25 protein-coding genes are annotated in these 23,190 nt (G+C 31.8%); 14 read left to right on the top strand and 11 right to left on the bottom strand.

All coding sequences use genetic code 11. The features are described 5' to 3' along the window. Nucleotides 1-3 precede the first annotated feature (3 nt). Nucleotides 4-2,730, top strand: a complete 2,727-nt coding sequence (locus HA141_RS08295) for a DEAD/DEAH box helicase (RefSeq protein ID WP_209118723.1) — start codon at nucleotides 4-6, stop codon at nucleotides 2,728-2,730. Between the two features lie 10 nt (nucleotides 2,731-2,740). Here HA141_RS08295 and HA141_RS08290 read toward each other — a convergent pair whose 3' ends face one another. Both HA141_RS08290 and purB read right to left on the bottom strand, forming a co-directional pair. Further along, entirely contained in the window at nucleotides 2,741-4,126 is a 1,386-nt protein-coding gene (locus tag HA141_RS08290) for a class II fumarate hydratase (RefSeq protein ID WP_209118721.1), read from the bottom strand. A gap of 48 nt (nucleotides 4,127-4,174) precedes the next feature. Further along, on the bottom strand, nucleotides 4,175-5,470 hold the full coding sequence (purB, locus tag HA141_RS08285; protein WP_209118719.1) for an adenylosuccinate lyase: 1,296 nt from the start codon (nucleotides 5,468-5,470) through the stop codon (nucleotides 4,175-4,177). Between the two features lie 281 nt (nucleotides 5,471-5,751). Between purB and HA141_RS08280 the strand changes: the two genes are divergently transcribed. Next, nucleotides 5,752-6,564, top strand: coding sequence for a TlyA family RNA methyltransferase (locus tag HA141_RS08280; protein WP_209118717.1), 813 nt, complete (start codon nucleotides 5,752-5,754; stop codon nucleotides 6,562-6,564). A 1-nt stretch (nucleotide 6,565) separates the two neighbouring features. Here HA141_RS08280 and HA141_RS08275 read toward each other — a convergent pair whose 3' ends face one another. Together HA141_RS08275 and HA141_RS08270 are read right to left on the bottom strand one after the other, a co-directional pair. Continuing rightward, nucleotides 6,566-6,904 carry a P-II family nitrogen regulator gene (locus HA141_RS08275; RefSeq protein ID WP_011377098.1) on the bottom strand — a complete coding sequence of 113 codons (339 nt, stop codon included), beginning with the start codon at nucleotides 6,902-6,904 and terminating at the stop codon, nucleotides 6,566-6,568. A gap of 24 nt (nucleotides 6,905-6,928) precedes the next feature. Then, nucleotides 6,929-7,174, bottom strand: coding sequence for a hypothetical protein (locus HA141_RS08270; RefSeq protein ID WP_209118715.1), 246 nt, complete (start codon nucleotides 7,172-7,174; stop codon nucleotides 6,929-6,931). Between the two features lie 189 nt (nucleotides 7,175-7,363). On the opposite strand from HA141_RS08270, the gene queF reads away from it, so the two are divergent. Further along, nucleotides 7,364-7,774 (top strand): preQ(1) synthase, encoded by a 411-nt coding sequence (queF, locus tag HA141_RS08265; RefSeq protein ID WP_209118712.1) that lies wholly within the window; start codon nucleotides 7,364-7,366, stop codon nucleotides 7,772-7,774. Here queF and HA141_RS08260 read toward each other — a convergent pair. The 3 genes from HA141_RS08260 to HA141_RS08250 form a co-directional block, all read right to left on the bottom strand. Next, entirely contained in the window at nucleotides 7,771-9,057 is a 1,287-nt protein-coding gene (locus tag HA141_RS08260; protein WP_209118710.1) for a cytochrome c biogenesis protein ResB, read from the bottom strand. The two genes, queF and HA141_RS08260, sit on opposite strands and share 4 nt — an antisense overlap. After that, nucleotides 9,058-9,714 carry a cytochrome c biogenesis CcdA family protein gene (locus HA141_RS08255; protein ID WP_209118708.1) on the bottom strand — a complete coding sequence of 219 codons (657 nt, stop codon included), beginning with the start codon at nucleotides 9,712-9,714 and terminating at the stop codon, nucleotides 9,058-9,060. An 82-nt stretch (nucleotides 9,715-9,796) separates the two neighbouring features. Beyond that, entirely contained in the window at nucleotides 9,797-11,032 is a 1,236-nt protein-coding gene (locus HA141_RS08250; protein WP_209118706.1) for an FtsW/RodA/SpoVE family cell cycle protein, read from the bottom strand. Between the two features lie 266 nt (nucleotides 11,033-11,298). On the opposite strand from HA141_RS08250, the gene HA141_RS08245 reads away from it, so the two are divergent. The 11 genes from HA141_RS08245 (at nucleotide 11,299) to HA141_RS08195 (ending at nucleotide 18,649) form a co-directional block, all read left to right on the top strand. Then, entirely contained in the window at nucleotides 11,299-11,775 is a 477-nt protein-coding gene (locus HA141_RS08245) for a hypothetical protein (protein WP_209118704.1), read from the top strand. 22 nt (nucleotides 11,776-11,797) lie between these two features. Next, a complete protein-coding gene (atpB, locus tag HA141_RS08240) occupies nucleotides 11,798-12,523 on the top strand; it encodes a F0F1 ATP synthase subunit A (protein WP_011863567.1) in 726 nt (241 codons plus the stop codon). A 164-nt stretch (nucleotides 12,524-12,687) separates the two neighbouring features. Next, complete coding sequence (atpE, locus tag HA141_RS08235) at nucleotides 12,688-12,933, top strand: ATP synthase F0 subunit C (RefSeq protein ID WP_002805169.1); 246 nt, start codon at nucleotides 12,688-12,690, stop codon at nucleotides 12,931-12,933. Nucleotides 12,934-13,001: 68 nt separating this feature from the next. Beyond that, nucleotides 13,002-13,463: a F0F1 ATP synthase subunit B' gene (locus HA141_RS08230; RefSeq protein WP_209118701.1), complete on the top strand. Its 462-nt coding sequence runs from the start codon at nucleotides 13,002-13,004 to the stop codon at nucleotides 13,461-13,463. After that, the gene (locus HA141_RS08225) at nucleotides 13,460-13,972 is read left to right on the top strand and encodes a F0F1 ATP synthase subunit B (protein ID WP_209118699.1); all 513 of its coding nucleotides are present in this window, start codon (nucleotides 13,460-13,462) and stop codon (nucleotides 13,970-13,972) included. Before HA141_RS08230 ends, HA141_RS08225 begins: the two co-directional genes overlap by 4 nt. Next, complete coding sequence (atpH, locus tag HA141_RS08220; RefSeq protein ID WP_209118697.1) at nucleotides 13,972-14,514, top strand: ATP synthase F1 subunit delta; 543 nt, start codon at nucleotides 13,972-13,974, stop codon at nucleotides 14,512-14,514. The genes HA141_RS08225 and atpH overlap by 1 nt, the downstream gene beginning before the upstream one ends. A gap of 30 nt (nucleotides 14,515-14,544) precedes the next feature. Next, on the top strand, nucleotides 14,545-16,062 hold the full coding sequence (gene atpA, locus HA141_RS08215; protein WP_209118695.1) for a F0F1 ATP synthase subunit alpha: 1,518 nt from the start codon (nucleotides 14,545-14,547) through the stop codon (nucleotides 16,060-16,062). A 19-nt stretch (nucleotides 16,063-16,081) separates the two neighbouring features. Further along, nucleotides 16,082-17,032, top strand: coding sequence for a F0F1 ATP synthase subunit gamma (locus tag HA141_RS08210; RefSeq protein ID WP_209118692.1), 951 nt, complete (start codon nucleotides 16,082-16,084; stop codon nucleotides 17,030-17,032). A gap of 16 nt (nucleotides 17,033-17,048) precedes the next feature. Continuing rightward, nucleotides 17,049-17,375: a 2Fe-2S iron-sulfur cluster-binding protein gene (locus tag HA141_RS08205; RefSeq protein ID WP_209118690.1), complete on the top strand. Its 327-nt coding sequence runs from the start codon at nucleotides 17,049-17,051 to the stop codon at nucleotides 17,373-17,375. Then, complete coding sequence (locus HA141_RS08200) at nucleotides 17,372-17,563, top strand: hypothetical protein (protein ID WP_209118688.1); 192 nt, start codon at nucleotides 17,372-17,374, stop codon at nucleotides 17,561-17,563. Before HA141_RS08205 ends, HA141_RS08200 begins: the two co-directional genes overlap by 4 nt. 27 nt (nucleotides 17,564-17,590) lie before the next feature. Continuing rightward, a complete protein-coding gene (locus tag HA141_RS08195; RefSeq protein ID WP_209118685.1) occupies nucleotides 17,591-18,649 on the top strand; it encodes a DUF3326 domain-containing protein in 1,059 nt (352 codons plus the stop codon). On the opposite strand, the gene HA141_RS08190 is transcribed toward HA141_RS08195, so the two are convergent. From HA141_RS08190 to HA141_RS08175, 4 genes are read right to left on the bottom strand one after another with little or no spacing between them, the layout of a single operon-like run. Further along, nucleotides 18,646-20,343 carry an NAD+ synthase gene (locus HA141_RS08190; protein ID WP_209118683.1) on the bottom strand — a complete coding sequence of 566 codons (1,698 nt, stop codon included), beginning with the start codon at nucleotides 20,341-20,343 and terminating at the stop codon, nucleotides 18,646-18,648. The genes HA141_RS08195 and HA141_RS08190 overlap by 4 nt on opposite strands. Further along, nucleotides 20,340-20,918 carry a nicotinate-nucleotide adenylyltransferase gene (locus HA141_RS08185; RefSeq protein WP_209118681.1) on the bottom strand — a complete coding sequence of 193 codons (579 nt, stop codon included), beginning with the start codon at nucleotides 20,916-20,918 and terminating at the stop codon, nucleotides 20,340-20,342. The genes HA141_RS08190 and HA141_RS08185 overlap by 4 nt, the downstream gene beginning before the upstream one ends. Nucleotides 20,919-20,926: 8 nt before the next feature. After that, entirely contained in the window at nucleotides 20,927-22,165 is a 1,239-nt protein-coding gene (locus HA141_RS08180; RefSeq protein ID WP_209118679.1) for a DUF697 domain-containing protein, read from the bottom strand. 3 nt (nucleotides 22,166-22,168) lie between these two features. Beyond that, nucleotides 22,169-23,146: a CNNM domain-containing protein gene (locus tag HA141_RS08175; protein WP_209118677.1), complete on the bottom strand. Its 978-nt coding sequence runs from the start codon at nucleotides 23,144-23,146 to the stop codon at nucleotides 22,169-22,171. Nucleotides 23,147-23,190 lie beyond the last annotated feature (44 nt).

The following is a 23,190-nucleotide window of genomic DNA, read 5'->3' as shown; positions in this document are numbered from 1 at the left end:
TTATTGCTTAATTTAGAGGAATATTTCCCCTTTCCGCTAGATGATTTCCAATTAGAAGCAATACGAGCTATTAATAGCGGAAATTCTGTTGTTTTAACAGCACCAACAGGTTCGGGTAAAACATTGATAGGTGAATTTGCTATCTATAGAGGCTTATCTCATGAGAGCAGAGTTTTTTATACAACACCTTTAAAGGCCCTATCAAACCAAAAATTTAGAGATTTTGCTAATCAATATGGTGAGAATAAAGTTGGTCTTTTAACAGGAGATATCAGCATAAATAGAGAAGCACCAATCTTAGTCATGACGACTGAGATTTTTAGGAACATGCTTTATGGCGAATTTGATGAATTTGATGATCCCTTAGAAAATTTAGAATCTGTAATTCTTGATGAATGTCATTATATGAATGACCCCCAAAGAGGTACAGTTTGGGAAGAAACTATAATCCATTGCCCTACTAGAACTCAAATAATTGCTTTATCAGCAACAATAGCCAATGCAGATCAATTGCAAAATTGGATAGAAAAAGTTCATGGCCCCACAGTACTAATTAATAGTGATAAGAGACCAGTCCCACTTGATTTTATTTTTTGTAGTGTTAAAGGCTTCCATCCACTTTTAAATAATAAGGGTAATGGAATTCATCCAAACTGTAAGATTTGGAGAGCTCCTAAAGGGCAGAAAACAAGAGGGAAAGTGGGCAGGATAATGCAACCAAAGTCTCCTTCAATTGGCTTTGTGATCTCGAAACTAGCTGAACGGAGTATGTTGCCAGCTATTTACTTTATTTTTAGTAGAAGAGGATGTGACAAGGCTATTGAGAATATAAAAGATTTAACTTTAGTAAATTATTCAGAAGCAAATATGATATCCCAAAAATTAGATGTTTATCTTAAAAATAATCAGGAAGCAATTAAAGATAAATCTCAATGCGAGGCATTAAAACGCGGTATTGCATCGCATCATGCTGGATTATTGCCTGCATGGAAAGAATTGGTTGAGGAATTATTTCAGCAAGGTTTAATAAAAGTTGTTTTTGCAACTGAAACTCTTGCTGCAGGAATAAATATGCCTGCAAGAACAACTGTTATTTCTTCTTTATCAAAAAGGACAGAAGATGGCCATAGATTATTATTTAGCAGTGAATTTTTGCAAATGTCAGGAAGAGCTGGAAGAAGAGGAAAAGATACCCAGGGATATGTTGTTACATTACAAACAAGATTCGAAGGTGCCAAAGAAGCAAGTGCACTGGCTATAAGTAAACCAAATGCTTTAGAAAGTCAATTCACTCCAAGCTATGGAATGGTACTTAATCTTTTACAAAGTTATACTTTAGAGAAGTCTAAAGAATTAATTAAAAGAAGTTTTGGTAGTTTTTTATATTTAGGTGAATCATCAGGTGAGAATAAAATTCTTGAAAATTTAGATAAGGATTTAATTGAGTTAAAAAAAATTACATCTAACGTTTCATGGAAAGATTTTGATGCATACGAAAAGTTAAAAAATCGTCTTAAAGAAGAGAGAAGACTCTTGAAAATTTTAGAAAAACAATCAGCAGAAAAATTATCAGAAGAGATAACAAATGCACTTCCATTTATTAAAGATGGAAGCTTAATTTCAATCAAAGCTCCCCAAATTAAAAGAAAAATTGTTCCAGGATTAATTTGTAAGAAAATATATGAATCCCAAAAAATTAAGAGTTTATTGTGTTTGACAATTGATAATATATTTATTCTTATAAAACCTTCATACATAGTAAGTATTTTTAATGATTTGGATGCAATTGATGTTTTAGGACTTGAAGCGCCAAAGATGTATTTTTCTGGAGAGGTATTTAGGGGAGATGATATGTCGCAGTGTTATGCGGATCGAATTTTAGAAGTTTCTAAAAAAATTGATTTACAAACTCCACAATATGATTTGACAACGGAAGTTTTGGCACAAAAGCAACAAATTAATAATTTAGAAGAAACAGTTACTGATCATCCCGCACACAGATTTGGAGACTCCAAGAAATTAAAGAAATATAGAAAAAGAATTATTGATGTTGAACAAGAAATAAATATTAGAAAAAAACTTCTTGAGGATAAAGAAAATCAACACTGGAGAACTTTTACTGATTTGATTAAAATTTTGAATCATTTTGGTTGTTTAAATGATTTGGAATTGACAGAAGTTGGACAAACAGTTGGTGCAATAAGAAGTGAAAATGAATTATGGATTGGTCTTGTTTTAGTTAGTGGTTATTTAGACGATTTAGATCCTCCTGAGTTAGCTGCAATTATTCAAGCTATATGTGTTGATGTAAGGAGGCCTAATCTTTGGTGTAATTTCAAGCCTTCTTTAAAGGTAATAGATGTTTTTAATGAATTAGATGGATTAAGAAAATTAGTCTCTTTTCAACAAAATAAGTATCATATTGAAATTCCTATCTATTTAGAAACAGAGTTGACTGGAATTATTTCCGAATGGGCAAAAGGAAAAAAATGGAAAGATTTAGTTTTTAATACTTCATTAGACGAAGGTGATGTGGTGAGGATTATTAGAAGATCAATTGATGTCCTTTCTCAAGTGCAATACTGTATTGGTGTTAGTAATAAATTAAAAAGCAAAGCTAAAATAGCATTAAAAGCTATTAATCGTTTTCCTGTTTCTGAATCTAATGATCTTATAAAAGTCTCTGAAGATATTAATCCTGCAACAAAAAGAATTGACAATAATTTTTAAATTTTTTTAATCAAATCATTGAATTGATATTCATTGCTTCATCAAATTCATTTTCGTTTAAATAACCCAATTTAATTGTTGCCTCTTTTAAATTTAATGATTCTTTGAAGGCAAGGTTTGCAATTTCAGCTGCTTTTTCATAACCAACTTTTGGCACTATGGCTGTAACCAACATTAGTGAATTTTCTAAATTTAACTTCATTCTCTTTTGATTAGGTTCCATCCCATCAACTAATTTTATTCTGAAGTTTTCAATTACACTTTTAAGTAATTTTAAACTTGTAAGAATATTAAATCCAATAAGAGGCTTATATTCATTCATCTGTAAAGTGCCGCTAGAATTTGCCATTGAGACTGCATATTCAAGACCCATTATCTGAGTGCATACCATTGATAAGGCTTCGCATTGAGTTGGATTTACTTTACCAGGCATAATAGAACTTCCAGGTTCATTTTGAGGAATAATTAGTTCATATATTCCTGATCTTGGACCAGAAGATAGAATTTTTATATCATTTGAAATTTTAAATAATGCACCTGCTAGTATTTTTATCTGACTCATTACTTGAGCAAGACGATCATGCGAGGCCATGATAGAAAAATTATTTTTTGATTTATAGAACATTAGATTAGTATCATCGGAAATTGATTTTATAGACTCTTCACAAAATCCTTTTGGACAATTAATCCCTGTACCAACCGCAGTTCCTCCCAATGGTAAGAAATACAATTCATTCAGACTCATAATAATTGCATTCTCAGCATCTTTAAGTTGCTCTGACCATCCTGATATTTCTTGCCCAAAAGTAAGGGGAACTGCATCTTGAAAATGGGTCCTTCCTATCTTTATAAGGTCTTTCCATTCTTCACTTTTTTTATCAAGGACCTTAGTAAGTTCTCTGATCGTTGGGACTAAATTTTTGATTATTTCATTAACAACAGATATTTGAATAGCAGTAGGAAAAGTGTCATTAGTTGACTGAGATTTATTTACATCATCATTCGGATGAATTGGTTGATGACTACCAAGCTTTGAATTAGTTTTTAAAGCTGCAATATTTGAAATTACCTCATTAACATTCATATTTGTTTGCGTGCCACTACCTGTTTGCCAAACCTTTAAGGGAAACTGTGAATCGTGAAGCCCATCAAGTATTTCCGTACATGCTTCTACAATCAAATCTTTTTTTCTTTTATTTATTAAACCTAAATTGAAATTCGCAATTGAAGCAGCTTTTTTTATGAGGGTCAGTGAATAAATTAACTCAATTGGAATTAATTCTTCTCCAATAGAAAAATTTACTATCGATCTTTGTGTTTGAGCACCCCACAAAGCTTCCATGGGAACCTCTATTGTTCCCATACTATCTTTTTCAATTCTAAATTTTTTGGTCATTAATCCTCTGAAAACACTGGTTTAACTTAGATAAGGTTTTCAGTAATCCTAGATACCTAACTTCTCCCATATTACACTTAAATGATTAAGATGAATTGAAGGATTAAAACATTCTTCTAAGTCAGTTTGATCAATAAAATCCATAATTTCATTATCTCTCTCTATATTTTGTTTGAAATTCCCATTCTGAGTATTCCAGGCCTGATGCGCATTTTTTTGTACTAAGCTATAAGCTTTTTCTCTAGACAAGCCCTTCTCTACAAGCAAAAGTAAAACTTTCTGACTAAAGATTACACCACCATATATATTTAAATTTTTGAGCATATTTTTTGGATAAACTTCTAAATTGCTAACTATATCTTGCATTTCCCTGAGCATAAAATGCAAGCAGATTGAAACGTCAGGTAGCATGATACGTTCATTTGAACTATGGCTTATATCTCTTTCGTGCCAAAGTGGAACATTTTCAAGTGCTGTTAAGACGTAACTCCTCAAAATTCTTGCTAAACCACTTACTCTTTCACTTCGAATAGGATTTCTTTTATGAGGCATGGCAGAACTCCCTTTTTGCCCTTTTGTAAAGCCCTCCTCAACTTCTAAAACATCAGTTCTTTGTAAATTTCTTATTTCAGTTGCGAATCTATCTAAAGAAGCGCCAACTAGTGCAATAGTTTGCACATATTCTGCATGTCTGTCTCTCGATATAACCTGCGTACTTGCTGTATCAGGTTTTAAGCCGAGTAAATCACAAGTTATTTGTTCTACTTTAGGATTCGTATTAGCGTAAGTTCCCATTGCACCACTTATTTGACCAATTGCTACAGAATCTTTCAGAGTTAACAATCTTTTTTTGTTCCTTATTATTTCTGCTAACCATCCAGCAAGTTTAAAACCGAAGGAAATTGGCTCCCCATGAATTGCATGAGATCTGCCAATCATTAATGTATTTTTATGCTTCCTTGCTAATAATCTGACCTCATTTTCTAGGTTCTCAATTTCTTCTAATAACAATTCGCAAGAATCTACTAACTGAAGAGATAAGCCAGTATCAAGTACATCACTACTGGTCATGCCAACATGTATGTATCTTCCTGAATCTCCTACAAATTCATTAACGCTTGTAAGAAATGCTATGACATCATGTTTAACTTCTTTCTCAATTTCTGTAATTCTAGATTTATCAAACTTTGCATTTGAACGTATCTCTTTCATGGCATTCTCAGGGATTTTCCCGAGGGAAAAATTTGCTTCACATGCAGCTATTTCAACCTTAAGCCAACTCTGGAATTTTGCGCTTTCAGTCCAGATTTTCCCCATTTCGGGTAATGTGTAACGCTCGATCACAATTTTTATTTATTATCAATTTAAACTTTATAACAAAATCGAATTATTGCCCTATACCTTTAAAGATGTAATTGCCATTGAACATATTTGACCGATTATTATTTTCCTATGTAACATTTTTCAAGCTGACAAAGAAAGCTTAAATATAAAAATGTTTGCATATATTCTTTCGGTAATCATGGGTAATTTTTTAGTTCTTATTTAAAATTGAAAGGTATTAAAGAATTTGGATCTTAATCTCATAGAAGTTCATTATTCAGTCTTTTTTTATTGATTAATATATGATTAAAAAAAGTAGATTAGATCTTTATCTTCTAAATAAAGGTTTATGTGAAACTCGTCAAAAAGCCCAAGGTTTAATTCTTGCGGGCAAGGTTAGAGATATCAATGGGAAAGTATTTGATAAACCTGGACAACAAGTATTAATTGGATCTGAGTTTTTTATTGATTCCGCGCCTATGTTTGTATCAAGGGGCGGCGAAAAATTATTGGAGGCATTTAAAAAACTTGAAATTAAAGTAAAAGACAAAATATGTATTGACGCAGGAATCTCTACTGGGGGATTTACTGATTGCTTATTGCAACAAGGCGCAAAGTTAGTTTATGGGATAGATGTTGGTTATGGACAAACTGCATGGAAGATTAGAAACAACCCAAAAGTTCTACTTTTTGAACGAACCAATATTCGAAATTTAAAACCTAATGACCTTTTATCTAGAAGTAATGAATTACCAAATTTTGTTGTTGCTGATTTGTCTTTTATTTCATTAAAGTTAGTTTTTAAATCTATTGGTAATTTATTAGAGGGTGATTGTAGTGAGGGAATATTTTTAATTAAACCCCAATTTGAGGTGGGTAAAGATAAAGTCAGTAAAGGAGGCGTTGTTCGCAATCCTAAATTCCATATTGAGGCTATAGAGTCTGTTCTCTATGCTGCTAAAAATTTCCAATGGAATATAAAGAATTTGATAGCTTCTCCGCTGGTAGGTCCTGCTGGGAATCATGAATATCTAGCTTGGATGACCTTAGGAAGTCAATCAAATAAAAGTATTAATAGTGAATATATACAAAATTTAGTAAAAGAAACTCTTTGAATTAAAGAGCTTCTTCGTCTTTGTCGCCAGTTCTAATTCTTACAACTGAATCAATTGATGTGATAAATATTTTTCCGTCACCTATCTCTCCAGTTTTTGCTGCTTCAGCAATCGCATCTATGACTGAATTAACCTTTTCATCTTCTACGACAACTTCTACTTTAAGTTTTTGAAGGAATTCAACAGTAAATTCGGAACCTCTATATCTTTCAACTTGTCCTTTTTGCCTTCCAAAACCTCTAACTTCACTAACTGTCATTCCAACAATACCGGAATTTACTAATGCAATTTTTACATCCTCCAGCTTAAATGGACGTATGATTGCTTCAATTTTCTTCATGATTAAAGATTGAACATTCCTATTTTAATTGTTTTTTGGGAAAACATCCAATATTGAAATATCAGAAAAACATTCAACATTAAGGCCTGCATTCTTGGCGTCTTCAATTAATATTTGGGAATTTTCTTCAGAAATTATTACTGTACTATTTGACAACGCTTCCCACTGATCATTCTCAAAGTGTGTTTGAAGCCATAACATTCCAATTGCAGTTTTTGGTTGAAGGGATTTATTTAAGTTTTTATCGATAGTTATCAAACAAATGTCCATTAATTTTTAATTGAACTAAACACATCTAAACCTTTCGGCGGACTTTATGAATGTGACAGTTGATACAAAAATAAGATTTAACATCTTTTGACTTAGCCAATTGTAATACTTATATTTGTTGATACTTTTGCGAATTTTTATCTTTATATATAGTTTTTATATAGGTTTAGTAAAAAAGTTCTACTAAAAATGAGTACAGCTAAATTAGAAGATTCGACTCAAAGACCGCTATATGGTGAAAGAATTATTGAAGAATCAAAAATAATTTGTTTCGATAATCCAAATAAGAAAAGAATTTATGAAATTTCTATTCAGTTACCTGAATTTACATGTAAGTGCCCCTTTTCTGGTTATCCAGATTTTGCAAAGCTAAATATTAATTATCAACCTAATTTGAAAGTCTATGAGTTGAAGTCTTTAAAGCTTTATATTAATAATTTTAGGGATATAAAAATATCACATGAGGAAGTTGTGAATAGAATTATGGATGATTTAGTGAATGAAGGTTCACCTCACTGGATACATTTAAATGCTGCATTTAACCCCAGAGGGAATGTTTCTATGCAGTTAGATATTTTTAGTGGCCAGAAAAGAAATTAAAAATTTTTTATTTCATCTGATAATTTAAAAAATTCTTTTTTAAAACCGACTAGATTTTTATTACTAAGGCCTCCAATAGATAACTTTTTTGATTCTTTATTTACCAGAATCCATAATTGATTAGTTGGTATAAGACTTATTATTGTTCCAAAAATTATTAAGATAAAAGAAAAATAAATAAATGGTATAGACGGATCATTTTTAATTATTAATCCACTGCTGGGGATTATTTTTTTCAGAGATACTTTTGAAGAGTTTACTTCTAAAGGATCGTCATTGATAAAGATATTATTCCCGGAAAAATTTTCTATATTCGAAATTTTAAGTGGACCATTTTCATTATCTATTGTTAAAAGGAAATTTTTTTTAGTCTCCGATCCTAATTCAACTAAAACTCCCCAAACTTGATTACCGATTTCTGGAATCTCCTTTAACTGTAATTGATAAAGGATATTATCTATTTCTAAAACAACATTTGATATTGCCCAATCTGCTTGATAAATAGTTAATCCTTTAAACCTGATTGGGTGATTAACTTTGGTTGTTTTTATTTCATTTAAATTTAGATCTTCAGAGGAAAAATTTAATTTTGAAATAAACTGTTTGGGCACACCATCACTTTCACGTTCTATAGAAAAATCGACTAACTTTACATTGGCTTTTGAGTTTGTGCTCTCATTAACAAGATCTAAAGTTTCTCCCGGCAGTAAATATTGTTCTTTTGATTGACTTGTAAAACTTCCATATGCTGAACCTATAAGTAAGAATATTAATCCGATATGTACAACTAAAGGACCGATTTTTCCAATTAACCCCTTTCTTGCAGAAATATGACTATTAAATTTGTATGTTTTCCATCCTTTTTTTTTAAGTAATAAATCTACTTTTGATATATGTTCTCCATCTTGATTGATTGGATGACTTGTAGTTAGTTGCAGTTTGCTAAATTCTTTTTCGCTCTTATATTCAATCCATTTTAATGAAGCTTTTAATGAAGGAATTTGCCTCCTGAAACTACAAGCTGCCAGAGAAATGCAAAGAAGAATTAATGTAAATAAAAACCAAAAGCTTGTATATATATGATCCAATTGAAGTTTTAAGACTTTTTCTCCATCTAAAAATCCAAAAATGGGAGCTCTATCGAAATTATCAATATAAAATTTATTATTATTATTTTGAGGTATAAAAGTGCCTATGCCACTGGTAATAGCTATGAAGATTATCAGTGATATTGCGAATCTTAAACTTGATATTTTTAAAATTAGATTCTTAAAAATAATCATTTAAATCCAATTTGAAAATAAATTTAATAATCCAAGTGCTACTAAAAATATCCCACTTAAGGTAGGAATTATTTGACTAAATTTTCTAAGCTCTAAAAATTTTTTTAAGTTTTCTGCCGTCGCTCCCGCAATAATTAGTGGAGTGACTTGGCCTATTCCAAAGGAAAATAAAAAAATAATTGAGATTATCGGGTTTTTAGCTTGCGATACCCAAGCCAGAAGAGTTGCTAAAACTGGAGTAATGCAAGGTGAAGATGCTAGTCCAAAAGTAGTTCCTATGGCAAAAGGTGCTAGAAAGGAGGGAATTTTATCTTCAATTATTTTAAAATCAGGTCCATTTGGGAACTGAAACTTTAAAATTCCTAGTAAATTTAAACCCATTATTATTGCTATCAAGGCAACAATCGAAGTGTAATAAGCTGGAATTTGCCCATATATTTTACCTAAGAATCCACTCGCAGCCCCCAGTGCAACCAGCGCAAAAACTACTCCTCCTGAAAAACTAATAAGTTTAAATTTATTTTTTTCTGTTCCTCCTATATAAGCAATTGTCACTGGAAGTAATGATAATGAGCATGGTCCAAGACTTGTTAAAAGTCCTGCGCTGAAAACCAAAAATATAGTAAATGGACTAGGACTATCAAGACCATTCTGCATAAGCAGATTACCCTTTTGAGATAATTCTGAAATAACTAAATTAAATGATTCGATAGCTTGGGTTAAATCTTTTAAATTCTAACTAATTAAGAGTCTTTCGTGTACTAATCATACCAATCAAACCTGTTGACTCTAATGAACATCTCAGTAACATCCCTGCAATAAAAAAAGATGCGATTAATGAATTACCACCATAACTAATGAAGGGTAGTGGTAAGCCAGTAGTTGGCATTGAACCTGTTGCTACAGCAATATGTATTATTGATTGACTCGTCAAAAATACGCCACATCCGATAGCAACTAATTTTGTATAGTTATTCCTGCACTTAAGAGCAATTCTTAAACTTATATATGAGAAAACTGTTAAAAATCCTAAGAATAAAGTACATCCCAATAAACCAAATTCTTCAGCAAAAATAGCAAAAATAAAATCTGTATACATAAAAGGTAAATACTGTAATTTTTGTATAGAGAGCCCAAAGCCTTGTCCAAATAAACCACCTGAGCCTATAGCTAATAAACTTTGAACTAATTGAAAACCATTGCCTTGCTGATCTTTCCAAGGATCTATAAATGAGGTAACTCTTAGTTTTTGATATTCGTTATTGAAGATACTAATACATCCAGTGATAAATCCTAATGAAGCAAATGTGCATAGAGAACGTAGTCTGACGCCTCCACACAAACCCATTACCCAAAAAAGTATCCCTGTTAATGATGCAGTACTTAAATTTGGTTGCTTAAGTATTAGTAAAATTAACAAACCATAAGAGATTATTGAACTTAATTTTTTATCATTTTTAATTAAATTCCAATGAGCAAAGAGGTTAGAACACTCAAGAATTAAAAAAGGTTTGATCAATTCAGATGGTTGCAGACGTAAATTTCCTAGTAATAGCCATCTTGAAGATCCATTTACAGTGATTCCTGAAATATTGGTGAGAAAAATCAAAAAGAATAAAAAATAAAAAATAAATCTTGAAAATTTCAAAAGATCTCTAATCTTCGTATTGATAATCAAATAAAAACAGCCCAATCCTGGTATTGTCCAAATAATTTGTTTTTTCAAAAAGTAAGCCCAATTCCCCATCTCCCTGCTGGCAACCCACCAACTTGAAGACCCTAAGATGAATAAACCTAGAATAGACCAAATTCCGACAAGGATAATTAGTATTTTTGCTTCATAAGGCCATATGGCCCAAGGTAAGGGAAATATAGATTCTTTTAAAAATGTTTGATTCTTTTTGTAATTAGAATTTAGAAAATTTTTACGGTTGGAAATTGTTTTATATTTAATTTTTTCTTGACTTATCTCCAATTTTTTAACTGTAGATATACTATTGAGACGTTAAATTCAGACTTTGCAAGTGTTTATGAACGTATTAATGCGTAAACTAACTAAAACAAATAAAAATTTATATATTTAATCCGTAATATCAAGACACAAAAACTGTTAATGGATTCATCACAAATCTTAAGAATTAATTTTTTATAAATAAAAACTAGCTAAAAGGTACCTCTCCGTGATAGATTCCGTGAGTTTATATACTTACTTCAAACCATTTCAGAGGGGGTTTTTAAGCTATGTTCACATCAGTGGACTCAAATAGAAAAAAACTTGAGCATCCTTCTAATGAGAATGTTCAACTTCCTCAATCTCTAAAAAATTCGATCATCAAAGACAGCAAATATGGCATTGCCAATCCAATAGATAATTTGCTTTCTCAAAATGACGAATACACAAAATTGCAATTAACAATTTTTGGAATTACTTTTATTGTTTCTATTTTGGTAGCATCAATAACTGGAATTTTTCTCGGATTTATTTTTGGTTTTAGTATTTTTATAGGTGCAATTGCCGGTATTTTTTACTTACGTTTGCTTGCTAAAAGTGTAGGAAAACTAGGTAAAGAATCATCAGGTGTATCAAAATTGCAACTTTTAGTTCCAGTTTGCCTCTTTATTTTTGCAAGCAAGCTAGGATCTTTGGATATTTTCCCCGCAATGATAGGTTTTTTTATTTATAAACCTTCTCTCATTATCTATTTTTCACGTTCTTAACTAAATTTTTTATTCAAATCAAATGTTCTTTAATTCCTTGCTAACAAATTTTGCAGCATTAGAAGTTGGTCAACATCTTTATTGGCAAATTGGAAATATCAGACTACATGGCCAGGTATTTTTGACATCTTGGATTTTATTGGGAGCGTTATTAGTTTTTATTTCTCTAGGAACTAAAAAAATGGAAAATGATCCTAAAGGCCTTCAAAATTTGCTTGAGTTTCTCTGGGATTACATAAGAGATCTTGCAAGGACACAAATAGGTGAAAAAGTTTATCGAGATTGGATGCCATTTATAGGAACTTTATTTTTATTCGTCTTTGTTAGTAATTGGGGAGGAGCTTTAATTCCTTGGAGATTGATTAAGTTACCAAGTGGAGAGCTGGGAGCACCAACTGCAGATATCAATACAACAATAGCCTTGGCTTTGTTGGTTTCACTTTCTTATTTCTATGCTGGTTTAAGTAATAAAGGTTGGAGATATTTCGAATACTACGTTCACCCAACTCCAATTATGCTTCCTTTCAAAATACTAGAGGACTTTACTAAACCTTTATCACTCTCTTTCAGGCTATTTGGAAATATTTTGGCTGATGAACTTGTTGTTGGTGTTCTAGTATTCTTAGTTCCGCTAATTCTACCAATACCTGTTATGTTCCTAGGCTTATTTACTAGTGCAATTCAGGCATTGATTTTCGCAACTTTAGCGGCCTACTACATTGGAGAAGCTGTTGAAGAACATCATTAGCTGTCTTCCAATACATTCAGACGCTTTTACAAAGGGTCTGTAATCTGGCAAAATATCTAATCGCGTAGGTCTGAAAATATCAGACCCATTCTTAAATAAAGAATGTCCAAGCGTGTATGACAAAAAAGATTTATCAAAAGTATTAAGCTCTTTATTTCAAAATTATGGATTCGATTACTTCCGCTGCATCAGTTGTAGCTGCTGGTTTAGCAGTTGGCCTAGGTGCTATTGGCCCTGGTCTTGGACAAGGTAACGCAGCTCAAGGTGCTGTTGAGGGTATAGCCCGTCAACCAGAAGCTGAAGGTAAAATCAGAGGAACTCTTCTTTTATCTTTCGCTTTCATGGAGTCATTAACAATTTACGGATTAGTTGTGGCTTTGGTACTACTTTTTGCGAATCCTTTTTCCTAAAAGTTAATATTGCTTCTAATTCTTATTAGCAATATTTAAATTTAATTTCTTAACTTCAACTAAATCATATGTTGGCCTTTAATTTTTTTGGTGCTACAGAAGGTGGATTATTTGATATAAATGCCACTTTGCCACTAATGGCAATACAAGTAGTTGCGCTTACTTACATATTAAATTCTCTCTTTTTTAAGCCTGTTGGCAATGTTGTAGAAAAAAGAGAAAAGTTTGTAAGTAATAATATTATTGAGGCCAAAAATAAACTTTCAGAGGTTAAAAAATTAGAAGCTGATCTATTAACTCAGCTTCAGACTGCTCGTACAGAAGCCCAAAGAATTGTAAGCGAAGCTGAGAATGAATCTGACAAGCTCTATAAAGAAGCACTAGAACTTGCTAACAATGAAGCAAATGCTTCAAAAGAAAAAGCAAGACAAGAAATTGAAAGTCAGACATCTGCTGCTCGTGATCAACTTTCTAAACAGGCTGATGATTTAAGCGAACTTATTGTTAATAGATTGATTCTAGAAAAATGAATTTAACTCTCTTAGCTACAGAAGGTTTTGGACTAAATTTCAATTTATTCGAAACTAATATCCTTAATTGGGCTGTAGTGGTTTTCGGCCTTTATAAATTTTTACCTGGTTTTCTAGGTAAAATGCTCCAAAAAAGGAGAGAAGGAATCCTTATTGAATTAAAGGATGCTGAAAATCGACTCCTAAATGCAACTCAAGCTTTAGAGAAGGCAAAGAAAGATTTATCTTCAGCAGAAGAAAAAGCTTCTCAAATAAAAGCAGATTCTCTTAAAAGATCTGAATCAATCAGAATGGAAAGTGAGAAAAAAGCGATAGAGGAGATGGCACGAATTAAACAAAGTGCAATCTCTGATGAGAGCTCTGAAGCATCCAGAGCAATTTCTCAACTTCGAAAAGAAGCTGTTGAACTGGCAATTAAGAAAGCTTTAGATTCTCTCCCAAATCGACTTGATAAAACAACACAAGAAAATTTGGTGACTCAATCAATAAATAATATTGAGGTGAACTAATGCCACTTTTAAATTCAGTTACTACACCATACGCAGAGGCATTACTTCAAGTTGTAAATGAAAATTCGCAAACTGAAGAGATGGTTTCTGAGGTTAAACAACTTTTGGAATTAATAAATGATTCCACTGAATTGGAGAAGGCACTATCCTCTCCTATTTTAGAGACAGATGCTAAGAAGAAAATCATTATTGAAATTTTTTCAAATAAGGTTAATTCTTCTTTACTGAATTTCTTAAAACTATTGGCTGATAGGCAGAGAATTGGAATTCTTACTTCAATTCTTGATAGATTTTTAGAGATTTACCGAGAAAATAGTAATATTGCTTTAGCAACTGTTACTTCTGCAGTCGAGCTTACTGATGAACAGAAAGGTTTAATTACCAAAAAGATCATCAATATTGCTGGAACAGAAAAATTAGAACTTGTAACTAAAATTGACCCATCTCTTATTGGTGGTTTCGTCGCCAGTGTAGGATCAAAAGTAATTGATGCTTCCCTTGCTTCACAAATAAGAAAACTTGGCTTATCCCTTTCCAAGTAACTTTTTAATCAACCTTAAATTCTTAAATCCATGGTATCTATACGCCCTGATGAAATCAGTTCAATCTTAAAACAACAAATAACTGATTATGACCAATCTGTAACTGTCAGCAATGTAGGAACTGTTCTGCAAATCGGTGATGGCATTGCAAGAATATATGGCTTAGATCAGGTCATGGCAGGTGAGTTATTGGAATTTGAGGATGGTACCGAAGGTATAGCTTTGAATCTTGAAGATGATAATGTTGGAGCCGTTTTGATGGGAGAGGCACTTGGTGTCCAAGAAGGAAGTAACGTTAAGTCCACAGGAAAAATCGCATCTGTTCCTGTTGGTGAAGCGATGCAAGGGAGAGTTGTTAACCCTCTCGGACAACCAATAGATGGGAAAGGGGAAATTCCAACAAGTGATACTAGATTGATCGAAGAAATGGCTCCTGGAATAATCAAGAGAAGATCAGTGCATGAACCAATGCAAACAGGCATCACATCTATTGATGCAATGATTCCAGTTGGAAGAGGTCAAAGAGAATTAATTATCGGTGATAGACAAACTGGAAAATCTGCAATTGCTATCGATACAATAATCAACCAAAAAGGACAAGACGTAGTTTGTGTTTATGTAGCTATTGGTCAGAAATCAGCATCAGTAGCAAATATCGTAGAGGTTTTAAGAGAGAGAGGAGCCCTTGATTATACCGTAGTAGTTAGTGCAGGTGCTTCTGAACCAGCTGCTTTACAGTACTTAGCACCTTACACTGGTGCAGCAATTGCTGAACATTTTATGTATCAGGGTAAAGCAACACTTGTTATTTATGATGATCTAACAAAACAAGCTCAGGCTTATAGACAAATGTCTCTTCTTTTAAAAAGACCACCAGGAAGAGAAGCATATCCAGGAGATGTTTTTTACTTACACAGTAGATTACTAGAAAGGGCAGCAAAACTTTCTGATGCAATGGGAGGGGGCTCTATGACAGCTCTCCCAATTATTGAAACTCAGGCAGGAGACGTTTCGGCTTACATTCCTACTAATGTTATTTCAATTACAGATGGACAAATATTTTTGAGTGCAGATTTATTTAACTCAGGACTAAGACCAGCTATTAATGTTGGTATTTCTGTTAGCCGTGTTGGAGGAGCCGCTCAGACAAAAGCAATTAAAAAAATTGCAGGAACTTTAAAATTAGAACTTGCACAATTTGATGAACTGGCTGCTTTTTCTCAATTCGCATCTGATCTTGATGAAGCAACTCAGCAACAACTTGAAAGAGGCAAAAGACTAAGAGAGTTATTAAAGCAACCTCAATTCTCTCCACTGAACCTTGCAGAACAAGTTGCAGTTGTTTATGCAGGTGTTAAAGGTCTTATTGATGAGGTACCTGTTGAAGATGTTACTAAATTCGCAACTGAACTTAGAGAATATTTAAAGTTAAATAAAGCTGAATTTATAGAAGAGATTCTTAAAGAAAAGAAATTAAATGATGGATTAGAAGCAACACTTAAAGAGGTGATAAATGAAGTTAAGTCATCAATGCTTGCCACAGTTTAATTATATTTAAGGAGATACCATGGCAAATCTTAAAGAGATTAGAGATCGAATAGTTTCCGTTAAAAATACAAGGAAAATAACGGAGGCGATGAGACTAGTTGCGGCTGCTAAAGTTAGAAGAGCTCAAGATCAAGTTCTTAAGAGTAGACCTTTTGCAGATAAACTTGCACGGGTCTTAGAAAATATTCAATCTAGAGTACAATTCGAGGCTGTCGATTCTCCTCTATTATCCAAGAGAGATGTAAAGAGCATCACTTTGGTTTGCATAACTGCAGATAGAGGATTATGCGGCGGTTATAATACAAACATAATAAAAAAGGTAGAAATAAGATATGCAGAATTAGTAAAACAAGGGTATCAGCCAAATTTAGTTTTGGTAGGAAAGAAAGCTATTGGATATTTTCAAAATAGAAAGGATAGATATGTAATTAAAAGTACTTTCAAAGAACTAGAACAGGTACCAACAGTGAAGGACTCTGAGGGTATTACAAATGAAATTTTAGCTGAATTTCTCTCAGAAAACTCTGATAGGGTAGAAATTATTTACACGAAATTCATCACTCTAGTAAGTTGCGCACCTGTAGTTCAAACACTATTGCCACTTGACCCTCAAGGAATTGCTGAGGAAAACGATGAAATTTTTAGGTTGACTACAAAAGATAGTAAGTTACTTGTTGAAAAATCAAATATTGAAAAAAGTGATTTAGAGAAGTTACCTTCAGACATTGTCTTTGAACAAAGTCCTGATCAACTATTAGATTCGTTATTACCATTATATTTACAGAATCAGGTACTAAGAGCGCTTCAAGAGTCGGCAGCTTCAGAACTCGCTTGCAGGATGACTGCTATGAATAATGCGAGTGATAATGCTAAAGAATTAGCAAGTACTTTGAATCTAACTTATAACAAAGCCAGACAAGCAGCTATTACACAAGAAATATTAGAAGTTGTAGGAGGTTCATCAGTTTAGCAATAAGATTTAGGATATGCCTGAATACAATATAAAAGTTCAATTTGAACAAAAGACTTTAAGTTTTTTATGTCCCGAGGATCAAGATATTATTTCAGCGGCAAAAATGAATGGAATAGATTTACCAAGTAGTTGTTGTTCTGGAGTTTGTACAGATTGTGCTTCTATGATATTGGAAGGATCTGTAGATCAAGAAGATGCTATGGGATTAAATGATGATTTAAGGGAAAAGGGCTTTGCACTTTTATGTGTGGCATATCCTAAGTCAGATTTAAATATTGTTATTGGTAAAGAAGTAGAAGATGATTTATATAATGATCAATTTGGTAAATATCAAAAATGAAATTAAGTTCAGTTGATTTTTATTTAGATTGGCCAGTTTCAATAAAATTAAAAAACTTAAGGCAATTTATCATGATAAGTCTAGAAAAAAAAGGTGATGTAATTCGATGGTCAATCGTTGATATTCAAAATTCTATTGACACTTTTGGAACAAAAAAACTTAAAATTAAAGCTGTTTTAGCTAATTAAAAAATATAAATTGAAATATTTTTATTAATGGAAAATTCACCAACAATATTTATTATTCCAACTGGTATTGGCTGTGAAGTAGGAGGTTTTGCTGGGGATGCACTTCCTACCGCTAAATTATTAGCATCTGCAAGTGGATGTTTAATTACTCATCCAAATGTTATGAATGGCGGTACTCTTTCTGAAAAAGATAAAAATATTTTTTATGTTGAAGGCTATAGTTTAGACCGACTTGCTAAAGGAGAAATCGCTTTAAAAAGGGTTAAGCAACAGAAAATTGGGATAATTTTTGATTCAGCCATTGAAAGTCAAATATTAGTACGACATTTACAAGTTGCTGATGCATGTGTCTCTACTTTAGGGATTAATGTTCATTCTTATGTGATTACAAAAAAACCATTAAAAATAGTTATTGATTCTGATTCTTCAAAAATAAGTGGAGGCATAATTGAAAATCCTGATACTCTAATTGATGCTGGAAAATGTTTAATAGAAAAAGGAGTTACGGCTATAGCAATTGTGGCAAAATTTCCAGATGATTCAGATTCTTCAGAAACAAATATTTATCGAGAAGGAAAAGGAGTTGATCCTATTTCTGGAGTCGAAGCAGTTATAAGTCATTTAATAAGCAAATTCTTAAAAGTGCCCTGCGCTCACGCACCTGCTTTAAATCCAATTGAATTTAATGAAAATTTAGATCCTCGTGCAGCTGCAGAAGAAATAGGATATACTTTTTTACCATCAGTACTGATTGGGTTAAGCAATGCACCTGACATTGTTGAATTGCCAGCAAAAAATGAATTAATCTCACTTCACCCTGATCAGATTGAATCTATTGTTGTTCCTGATGGGGCACTAGGTGGAGAAGCAGTACTATCAGGAATTGAAAAAGGTTTAAATATTATCTCTGTAAAAAATCAAAATACATTAAATGTGACAAATAAGTTATATGATTATCCCAATCTTTTTGAAGTGGATAATTATTTAGAAGCTGCAGGCATAATTCTTGCAATCAAAAAAGGCATTAACCTTGATTCAGTTAAACGGCCTTTGAAAAAAATCCAACATTGTTCTTATAGCGATTAATAAGATATTGCAATTGGCACTCTCCAGTCACTTCCTAATGATTGGCTGCTTATTTTAAGAATAGGTGGAGCCTGCTTTCTTTTGAATTCCGCTTTTTTTATAAGTGAGATTATTTTTAAAAGTAATTCTTTTTTATAACCATCTTCTTCTAGTTGTTGTAAATCTTTTTTCTCTTCAATAATTCCTTTAAGAATATTATCTAAAATAGGATAAGGTGGAAGAGAATCAGTATCTAATTGATTAGGACCTAATTCGGCACTTGGAGCTTTAGTTCGTATATTTTCTCCAATTATATTTACATTGGTATCTAACATATATGATTTTCTATGATTAATTGAATCCTCACTATCAAGCCAATTGGATAATTGAAAAACATTAGTTTTGTATAAATCCCCAATTACCGATAATCCCCCATTCATATCACCATAAAGTGTGCAATATCCCACAGCTAGCTCTGATTTATTTCCTGTAGAAAGTAATAAATGCTTTTCTTGATTTGCTAAAGCCATTAAAAGCGTTCCTCTGATCCTTGATTGAATATTTTGATTTGTTATTTCAGCCATCTTGAATGATATGGTTTTTAGAAAAGACTCTTCAAAAGAGCTCATCAAGTTTTCAATTGGGATACTATTGAAATTTATTTTTAATCTTCTCGCTAAATCCTTCGCATCACTTTTTGAATGAGATGAGCTCCACTTGGAGGGCATTGAGACGCAATAAATATTATTACTGCCAAGAGCAGCTGTCGCAATTGCTGAAACTAGTGCTGAATCAATTCCACCACTAAGTCCAATTAAAGCTGTTTTAAAACCGCATTTTTGAGCATAATCCCTCACTCCAAGAACTAATGCATCAAAAATTGATGACATATCAGACTTTTCAAATTTATTATTTTGAGGTTTTGTTTGCTTAATGTCCCAACTGGAGAGGTCTTCTGAAAAAGATTTTAATTGCTTAATTTTAGATCCTTTCTTATCAAGAATAAAACTATTTCCATCAAAAATTAAATTATCATTTGCTCCAACCTGGTTTACATATATCAACGGTACTTGAAGATATTGAGCAGCAAAACTGGAAACTTTGGTTCGTAGCTCTAACTTTTTGAAGGTATATGGGGAGGCCGATAAATTTACTAAGATATCAACTTTTTTTTTCTTTAAATCAAAAATTGGATTCTTTTTATGAATTCCTCTGCCTTCTATATTTTTGTTGACCCATAAATCCTCACATATAGTAAAACCAAGTCGCCAAGTTTTATTATTAACTTCTTTTATTAATACGGAAACTTTTTCTTCTGATCTAAAGTATCTTTTTTCATCAAATACCTCATAGGTAGGAAGAATAATTTTGCGAGCAATTATTTTCCATTCACCGCGCTCAAGCAATGCAATAGAATTATAAAGATTTGGGAAAAAAGAATCATTTATTATCTCAGCTATCCCTACTGTGATACTCATATTTCCATATTTTTTTTTGATATCTAAAGCTAATTGGTCAAGAATTTGATATTGATTTTTGATTAAATGTTTTTTTAGAAGCAGGTCATTTGCTGGATATCCCCATAATGATAATTCTGGAGTAAGAACTAAATCAGCTGAAGTTGAGCTAGCTTGCGAAGCAATAAAAAGTATTTTTTTTGCATTGCCCTCTAAATCGCCAACAATTGGATTTATTTGAGCAAGTAAAAACTTCATTCAACTAATTTAGTGGATTCATATAAATTATTCTTCTTAACTATATCTATTAATGAGGTTGGTAAATTAGAACAATTAAAATTTAATCTAAATTTAGAACTTGAAATCTTTGGGATTTTAATGGTTGAAACCTTAAATTTCACGTTATGGTTTTTTAACATTTTAAGAGTCTTTGACTCCACAGGATATCCCTCTCTTAAAATTATAAAAAAACTAACCTCTTCTATAATTTTGTCAAAATTTTTCCAGTAGAAAATATCTTTAATTAAATCACTCCCAATAACAAAATCTAAATTATTAAATTCATAAATTTCTTTACATTTTTTAATTGACTCTACAGCCCATTGGCTACTAACTCTTTGATTAAATAAAATTTTAGGATTATCTAAATCTTGTATAAGGGTTTTTAATAAATGGCTGCGAATTGAGATATCCTCTGTATGCTTTTTTTTGGGATTGTTGCTCACATAGCTAATGGTGAAAGCATAAATTTTGGATAATTCTTCAAGTATTTTTTTATGTCCAATGGTAGGAGGATCTGCACTAGTACCAAATAATGCAATACTTTTTTTCATTTTAGATTTTAAGGTAAAAAACTAACAAAATTATTGTTTAAATTTCTTTTTGATAGATAGATATTCATATATTTGAAAATCTCTGGTTCATTAAGTTTAATATTTTGAATAATTGTATAAGGTTCTATAAAGGAAGCTTTGCTTCTTATAAATATCTCTTTAGCGGCTAATTTACCAAGGATTTTTGTAGAGTACACTGCTACTGCTGCTTGAATAATTGCTATAGGTCCATAAGGTACCAATGATAGCCCATTGGTGAAAGGTGCCGTTAATAAAATTACTTTCTTAATAAGGTTGAAAGATGTATTAACTCCGACTTGGGTAACGCCCAAAAATAAATTATTAATAGAAATATTTTTAAATATTTTTGTTGTAGATTCATCTTTCAAATTAAAGCCGTAAATCTTACTTAATTCACTAATCAATGCCGTATCTATTGCAAAACTACCGGCAACATCAATCAAAATAAAAGGATTAAGAGCTACTGTTGATGCCTTTATGGTCGAAAATTTACCTATTGTTGATTGAGCTAATTTCTGCCTTCTTTTCAACCTTTGCTCTTTTATCTGCAGAAACAATTTGTCAGCTGATTGAAGAGAATTTAGTGTTAATAATTCCTCACCATGTTGATTTATTATTTCTGTTATGTAATCTCTAAGATTGTTTTCATGATTAACAATTATAGGAATATTTAAATCTTGTGGAAGCTTAAGTTTTATATTTTCTATTATTTCCCTTAATTCAAGTTTATTAAAAAGGTCTATTTTGTTAAAAATAATAATAATTTTTTTCCCATCTTTAATAAAAGAGTTAATTTCGCTTAATTCATTTCTATTTAAATCTCCCGAGATTATAAATAAAATTAGATCTGAGTTTTTTATATAGGAATAAACTTTATCTGGGAATTTAATATCGCAGAAATCAAATCCTGGAGAATCTAGAAACTCTACACTATTGAGTGTTTGATCTTTAAGATTCAATTCTTGAGCTTGTATTTCTCTTGTGCTCCCATTGATTATATCAATTTTGAAGATATCTTTTTTTAATAAAGAATTTAAAACAGAGGATTTACCTACGCCTGATTTACCATATGCGCCGATTCTTATTTTTTTTTCTTTAAACCTAAAAAGTTGTTGATTAAAATAAATGATTTCTCTATTAAAAAAACTTTTTTCATAGTTGGTAAAATCAATACTCTCCCACCAATTTTTTAAAAGAAAATAATTTTTATTAATCCTCTTTTTCATGATTTATTTTTTCCACCAGCCAGCTAATACAGATAAAACAGCTTCTGCACCAATAATCCCCACAAATCCCCCAAATTCATCTACTACTACTTTCACTCCTTTATGATTCTTGTCAAATCTTGTTAATAATTGATCAGCCTTGATCATTTCGGGAATGTAGTCCACAGGTTCGCTAATGTCTGATAATAATTTTTTATTTTCCCCATTAATTAATTCAGCTAACATACTCTCGCGCTTAACTACCCCTTGTATTTTGTCAACTTTATCCCCTAAAATTACCCACCATGGAGAGCTATCAAACATTATGAGTTTTGAAATTTCTTCAAGAGAAGAAGAGCCATTAAGACAGGGTACTGATACTCTAGGGATCATTAAATCTTTTGCTTTTAAATCATTTAATTGAAAAACCTTAAATATCATTGCTGCCTCATCAGCTTCTATTAAACCTTTCTGACTACCAATTTTTGCCATTTGTCTAATTTCTTCTTCATCAGTTGAAATTTCATTTTCTGCAGTAATAACTGGAAATATTTGTTCTATTAATACTAAGAACGGCCGCATTAAAGTATTTAATATTCTTAAGATTGGAACAGAAAGTAATGCTATTTGTACGGAAAATCTTGTTCCAAGAGCTTTTGGTAGTACTTCTCCAACTAGAACAACTAATATATAAAAAGCAATTGAGAAAAGGGTTAAGCCATAACTACTCTTAATCACCAATGTTCCGTATACACCGAGGATAAGACTTCCAATTATGTTAAATCCATTATTAGTAATAGTAATTACAGTTAATGTCCGTCCAAGATGTCTTCTAAGTTTAAGGAGTTGATTTGCAGTACTTTTTGGTTTTTGTTTTGATGCTATTTCTAGAACTCGAATTGAATTTACAGCTAAAAAAGCAGCTTCTACTCCCGAACAACATGCTGACCCAATTAATATAATTAATATAAGAAAAACTAAACCGTAAACGCTTGGTTCCATTAAAATAGACTAAATACTAAATCTGTATTAATTCATTCTTCCAT

The organism is Prochlorococcus marinus XMU1402, from assembly GCF_017696205.1.
Taxonomy (GTDB): domain Bacteria; phylum Cyanobacteriota; class Cyanobacteriia; order PCC-6307; family Cyanobiaceae; genus Prochlorococcus_A; species Prochlorococcus_A marinus_AC.
This window is presented reverse-complemented; position numbering and strand designations above follow the sequence as displayed.

Excerpts from the sequence above, each read along its gene's own strand:
- HA141_RS08290 (WP_209118721.1), bottom strand. The coding sequence starts at position 4,126 with ATGACCAAAAAATTTAGAATTGAAAAAGATAGTATGGGAACAATAGAG.
- HA141_RS08280 (WP_209118717.1), top strand. The coding sequence starts at position 5,752 with ATGATTAAAAAAAGTAGATTAGATCTTTATCTTCTAAATAAAGGTTTA.
- HA141_RS08275 (WP_011377098.1), bottom strand. The coding sequence starts at position 6,904 with ATGAAGAAAATTGAAGCAATCATACGTCCATTTAAGCTGGAGGATGTA.
- HA141_RS08270 (WP_209118715.1), bottom strand. The coding sequence starts at position 7,174 with ATGGACATTTGTTTGATAACTATCGATAAAAACTTAAATAAATCCCTT.
- queF (WP_209118712.1), top strand. The coding sequence starts at position 7,364 with ATGAGTACAGCTAAATTAGAAGATTCGACTCAAAGACCGCTATATGGT.
- HA141_RS08260 (WP_209118710.1), bottom strand. The coding sequence starts at position 9,057 with ATGATTATTTTTAAGAATCTAATTTTAAAAATATCAAGTTTAAGATTC.
- HA141_RS08255 (WP_209118708.1), bottom strand. The coding sequence starts at position 9,714 with ATGCAGAATGGTCTTGATAGTCCTAGTCCATTTACTATATTTTTGGTT.
- HA141_RS08245 (WP_209118704.1), top strand. The coding sequence starts at position 11,299 with ATGTTCACATCAGTGGACTCAAATAGAAAAAAACTTGAGCATCCTTCT.
- atpB (WP_011863567.1), top strand. The coding sequence starts at position 11,798 with ATGTTCTTTAATTCCTTGCTAACAAATTTTGCAGCATTAGAAGTTGGT.
- atpE (WP_002805169.1), top strand. The coding sequence starts at position 12,688 with ATGGATTCGATTACTTCCGCTGCATCAGTTGTAGCTGCTGGTTTAGCA.
- HA141_RS08230 (WP_209118701.1), top strand. The coding sequence starts at position 13,002 with ATGTTGGCCTTTAATTTTTTTGGTGCTACAGAAGGTGGATTATTTGAT.
- HA141_RS08225 (WP_209118699.1), top strand. The coding sequence starts at position 13,460 with ATGAATTTAACTCTCTTAGCTACAGAAGGTTTTGGACTAAATTTCAAT.
- atpH (WP_209118697.1), top strand. The coding sequence starts at position 13,972 with ATGCCACTTTTAAATTCAGTTACTACACCATACGCAGAGGCATTACTT.
- atpA (WP_209118695.1), top strand. The coding sequence starts at position 14,545 with ATGGTATCTATACGCCCTGATGAAATCAGTTCAATCTTAAAACAACAA.
- HA141_RS08210 (WP_209118692.1), top strand. The coding sequence starts at position 16,082 with ATGGCAAATCTTAAAGAGATTAGAGATCGAATAGTTTCCGTTAAAAAT.
- HA141_RS08205 (WP_209118690.1), top strand. The coding sequence starts at position 17,049 with ATGCCTGAATACAATATAAAAGTTCAATTTGAACAAAAGACTTTAAGT.
- HA141_RS08200 (WP_209118688.1), top strand. The coding sequence starts at position 17,372 with ATGAAATTAAGTTCAGTTGATTTTTATTTAGATTGGCCAGTTTCAATA.
- HA141_RS08195 (WP_209118685.1), top strand. The coding sequence starts at position 17,591 with ATGGAAAATTCACCAACAATATTTATTATTCCAACTGGTATTGGCTGT.
- HA141_RS08190 (WP_209118683.1), bottom strand. The coding sequence starts at position 20,343 with ATGAAGTTTTTACTTGCTCAAATAAATCCAATTGTTGGCGATTTAGAG.
- HA141_RS08185 (WP_209118681.1), bottom strand. The coding sequence starts at position 20,918 with ATGAAAAAAAGTATTGCATTATTTGGTACTAGTGCAGATCCTCCTACC.
- HA141_RS08180 (WP_209118679.1), bottom strand. The coding sequence starts at position 22,165 with ATGAAAAAGAGGATTAATAAAAATTATTTTCTTTTAAAAAATTGGTGG.
- HA141_RS08175 (WP_209118677.1), bottom strand. The coding sequence starts at position 23,146 with ATGGAACCAAGCGTTTACGGTTTAGTTTTTCTTATATTAATTATATTA.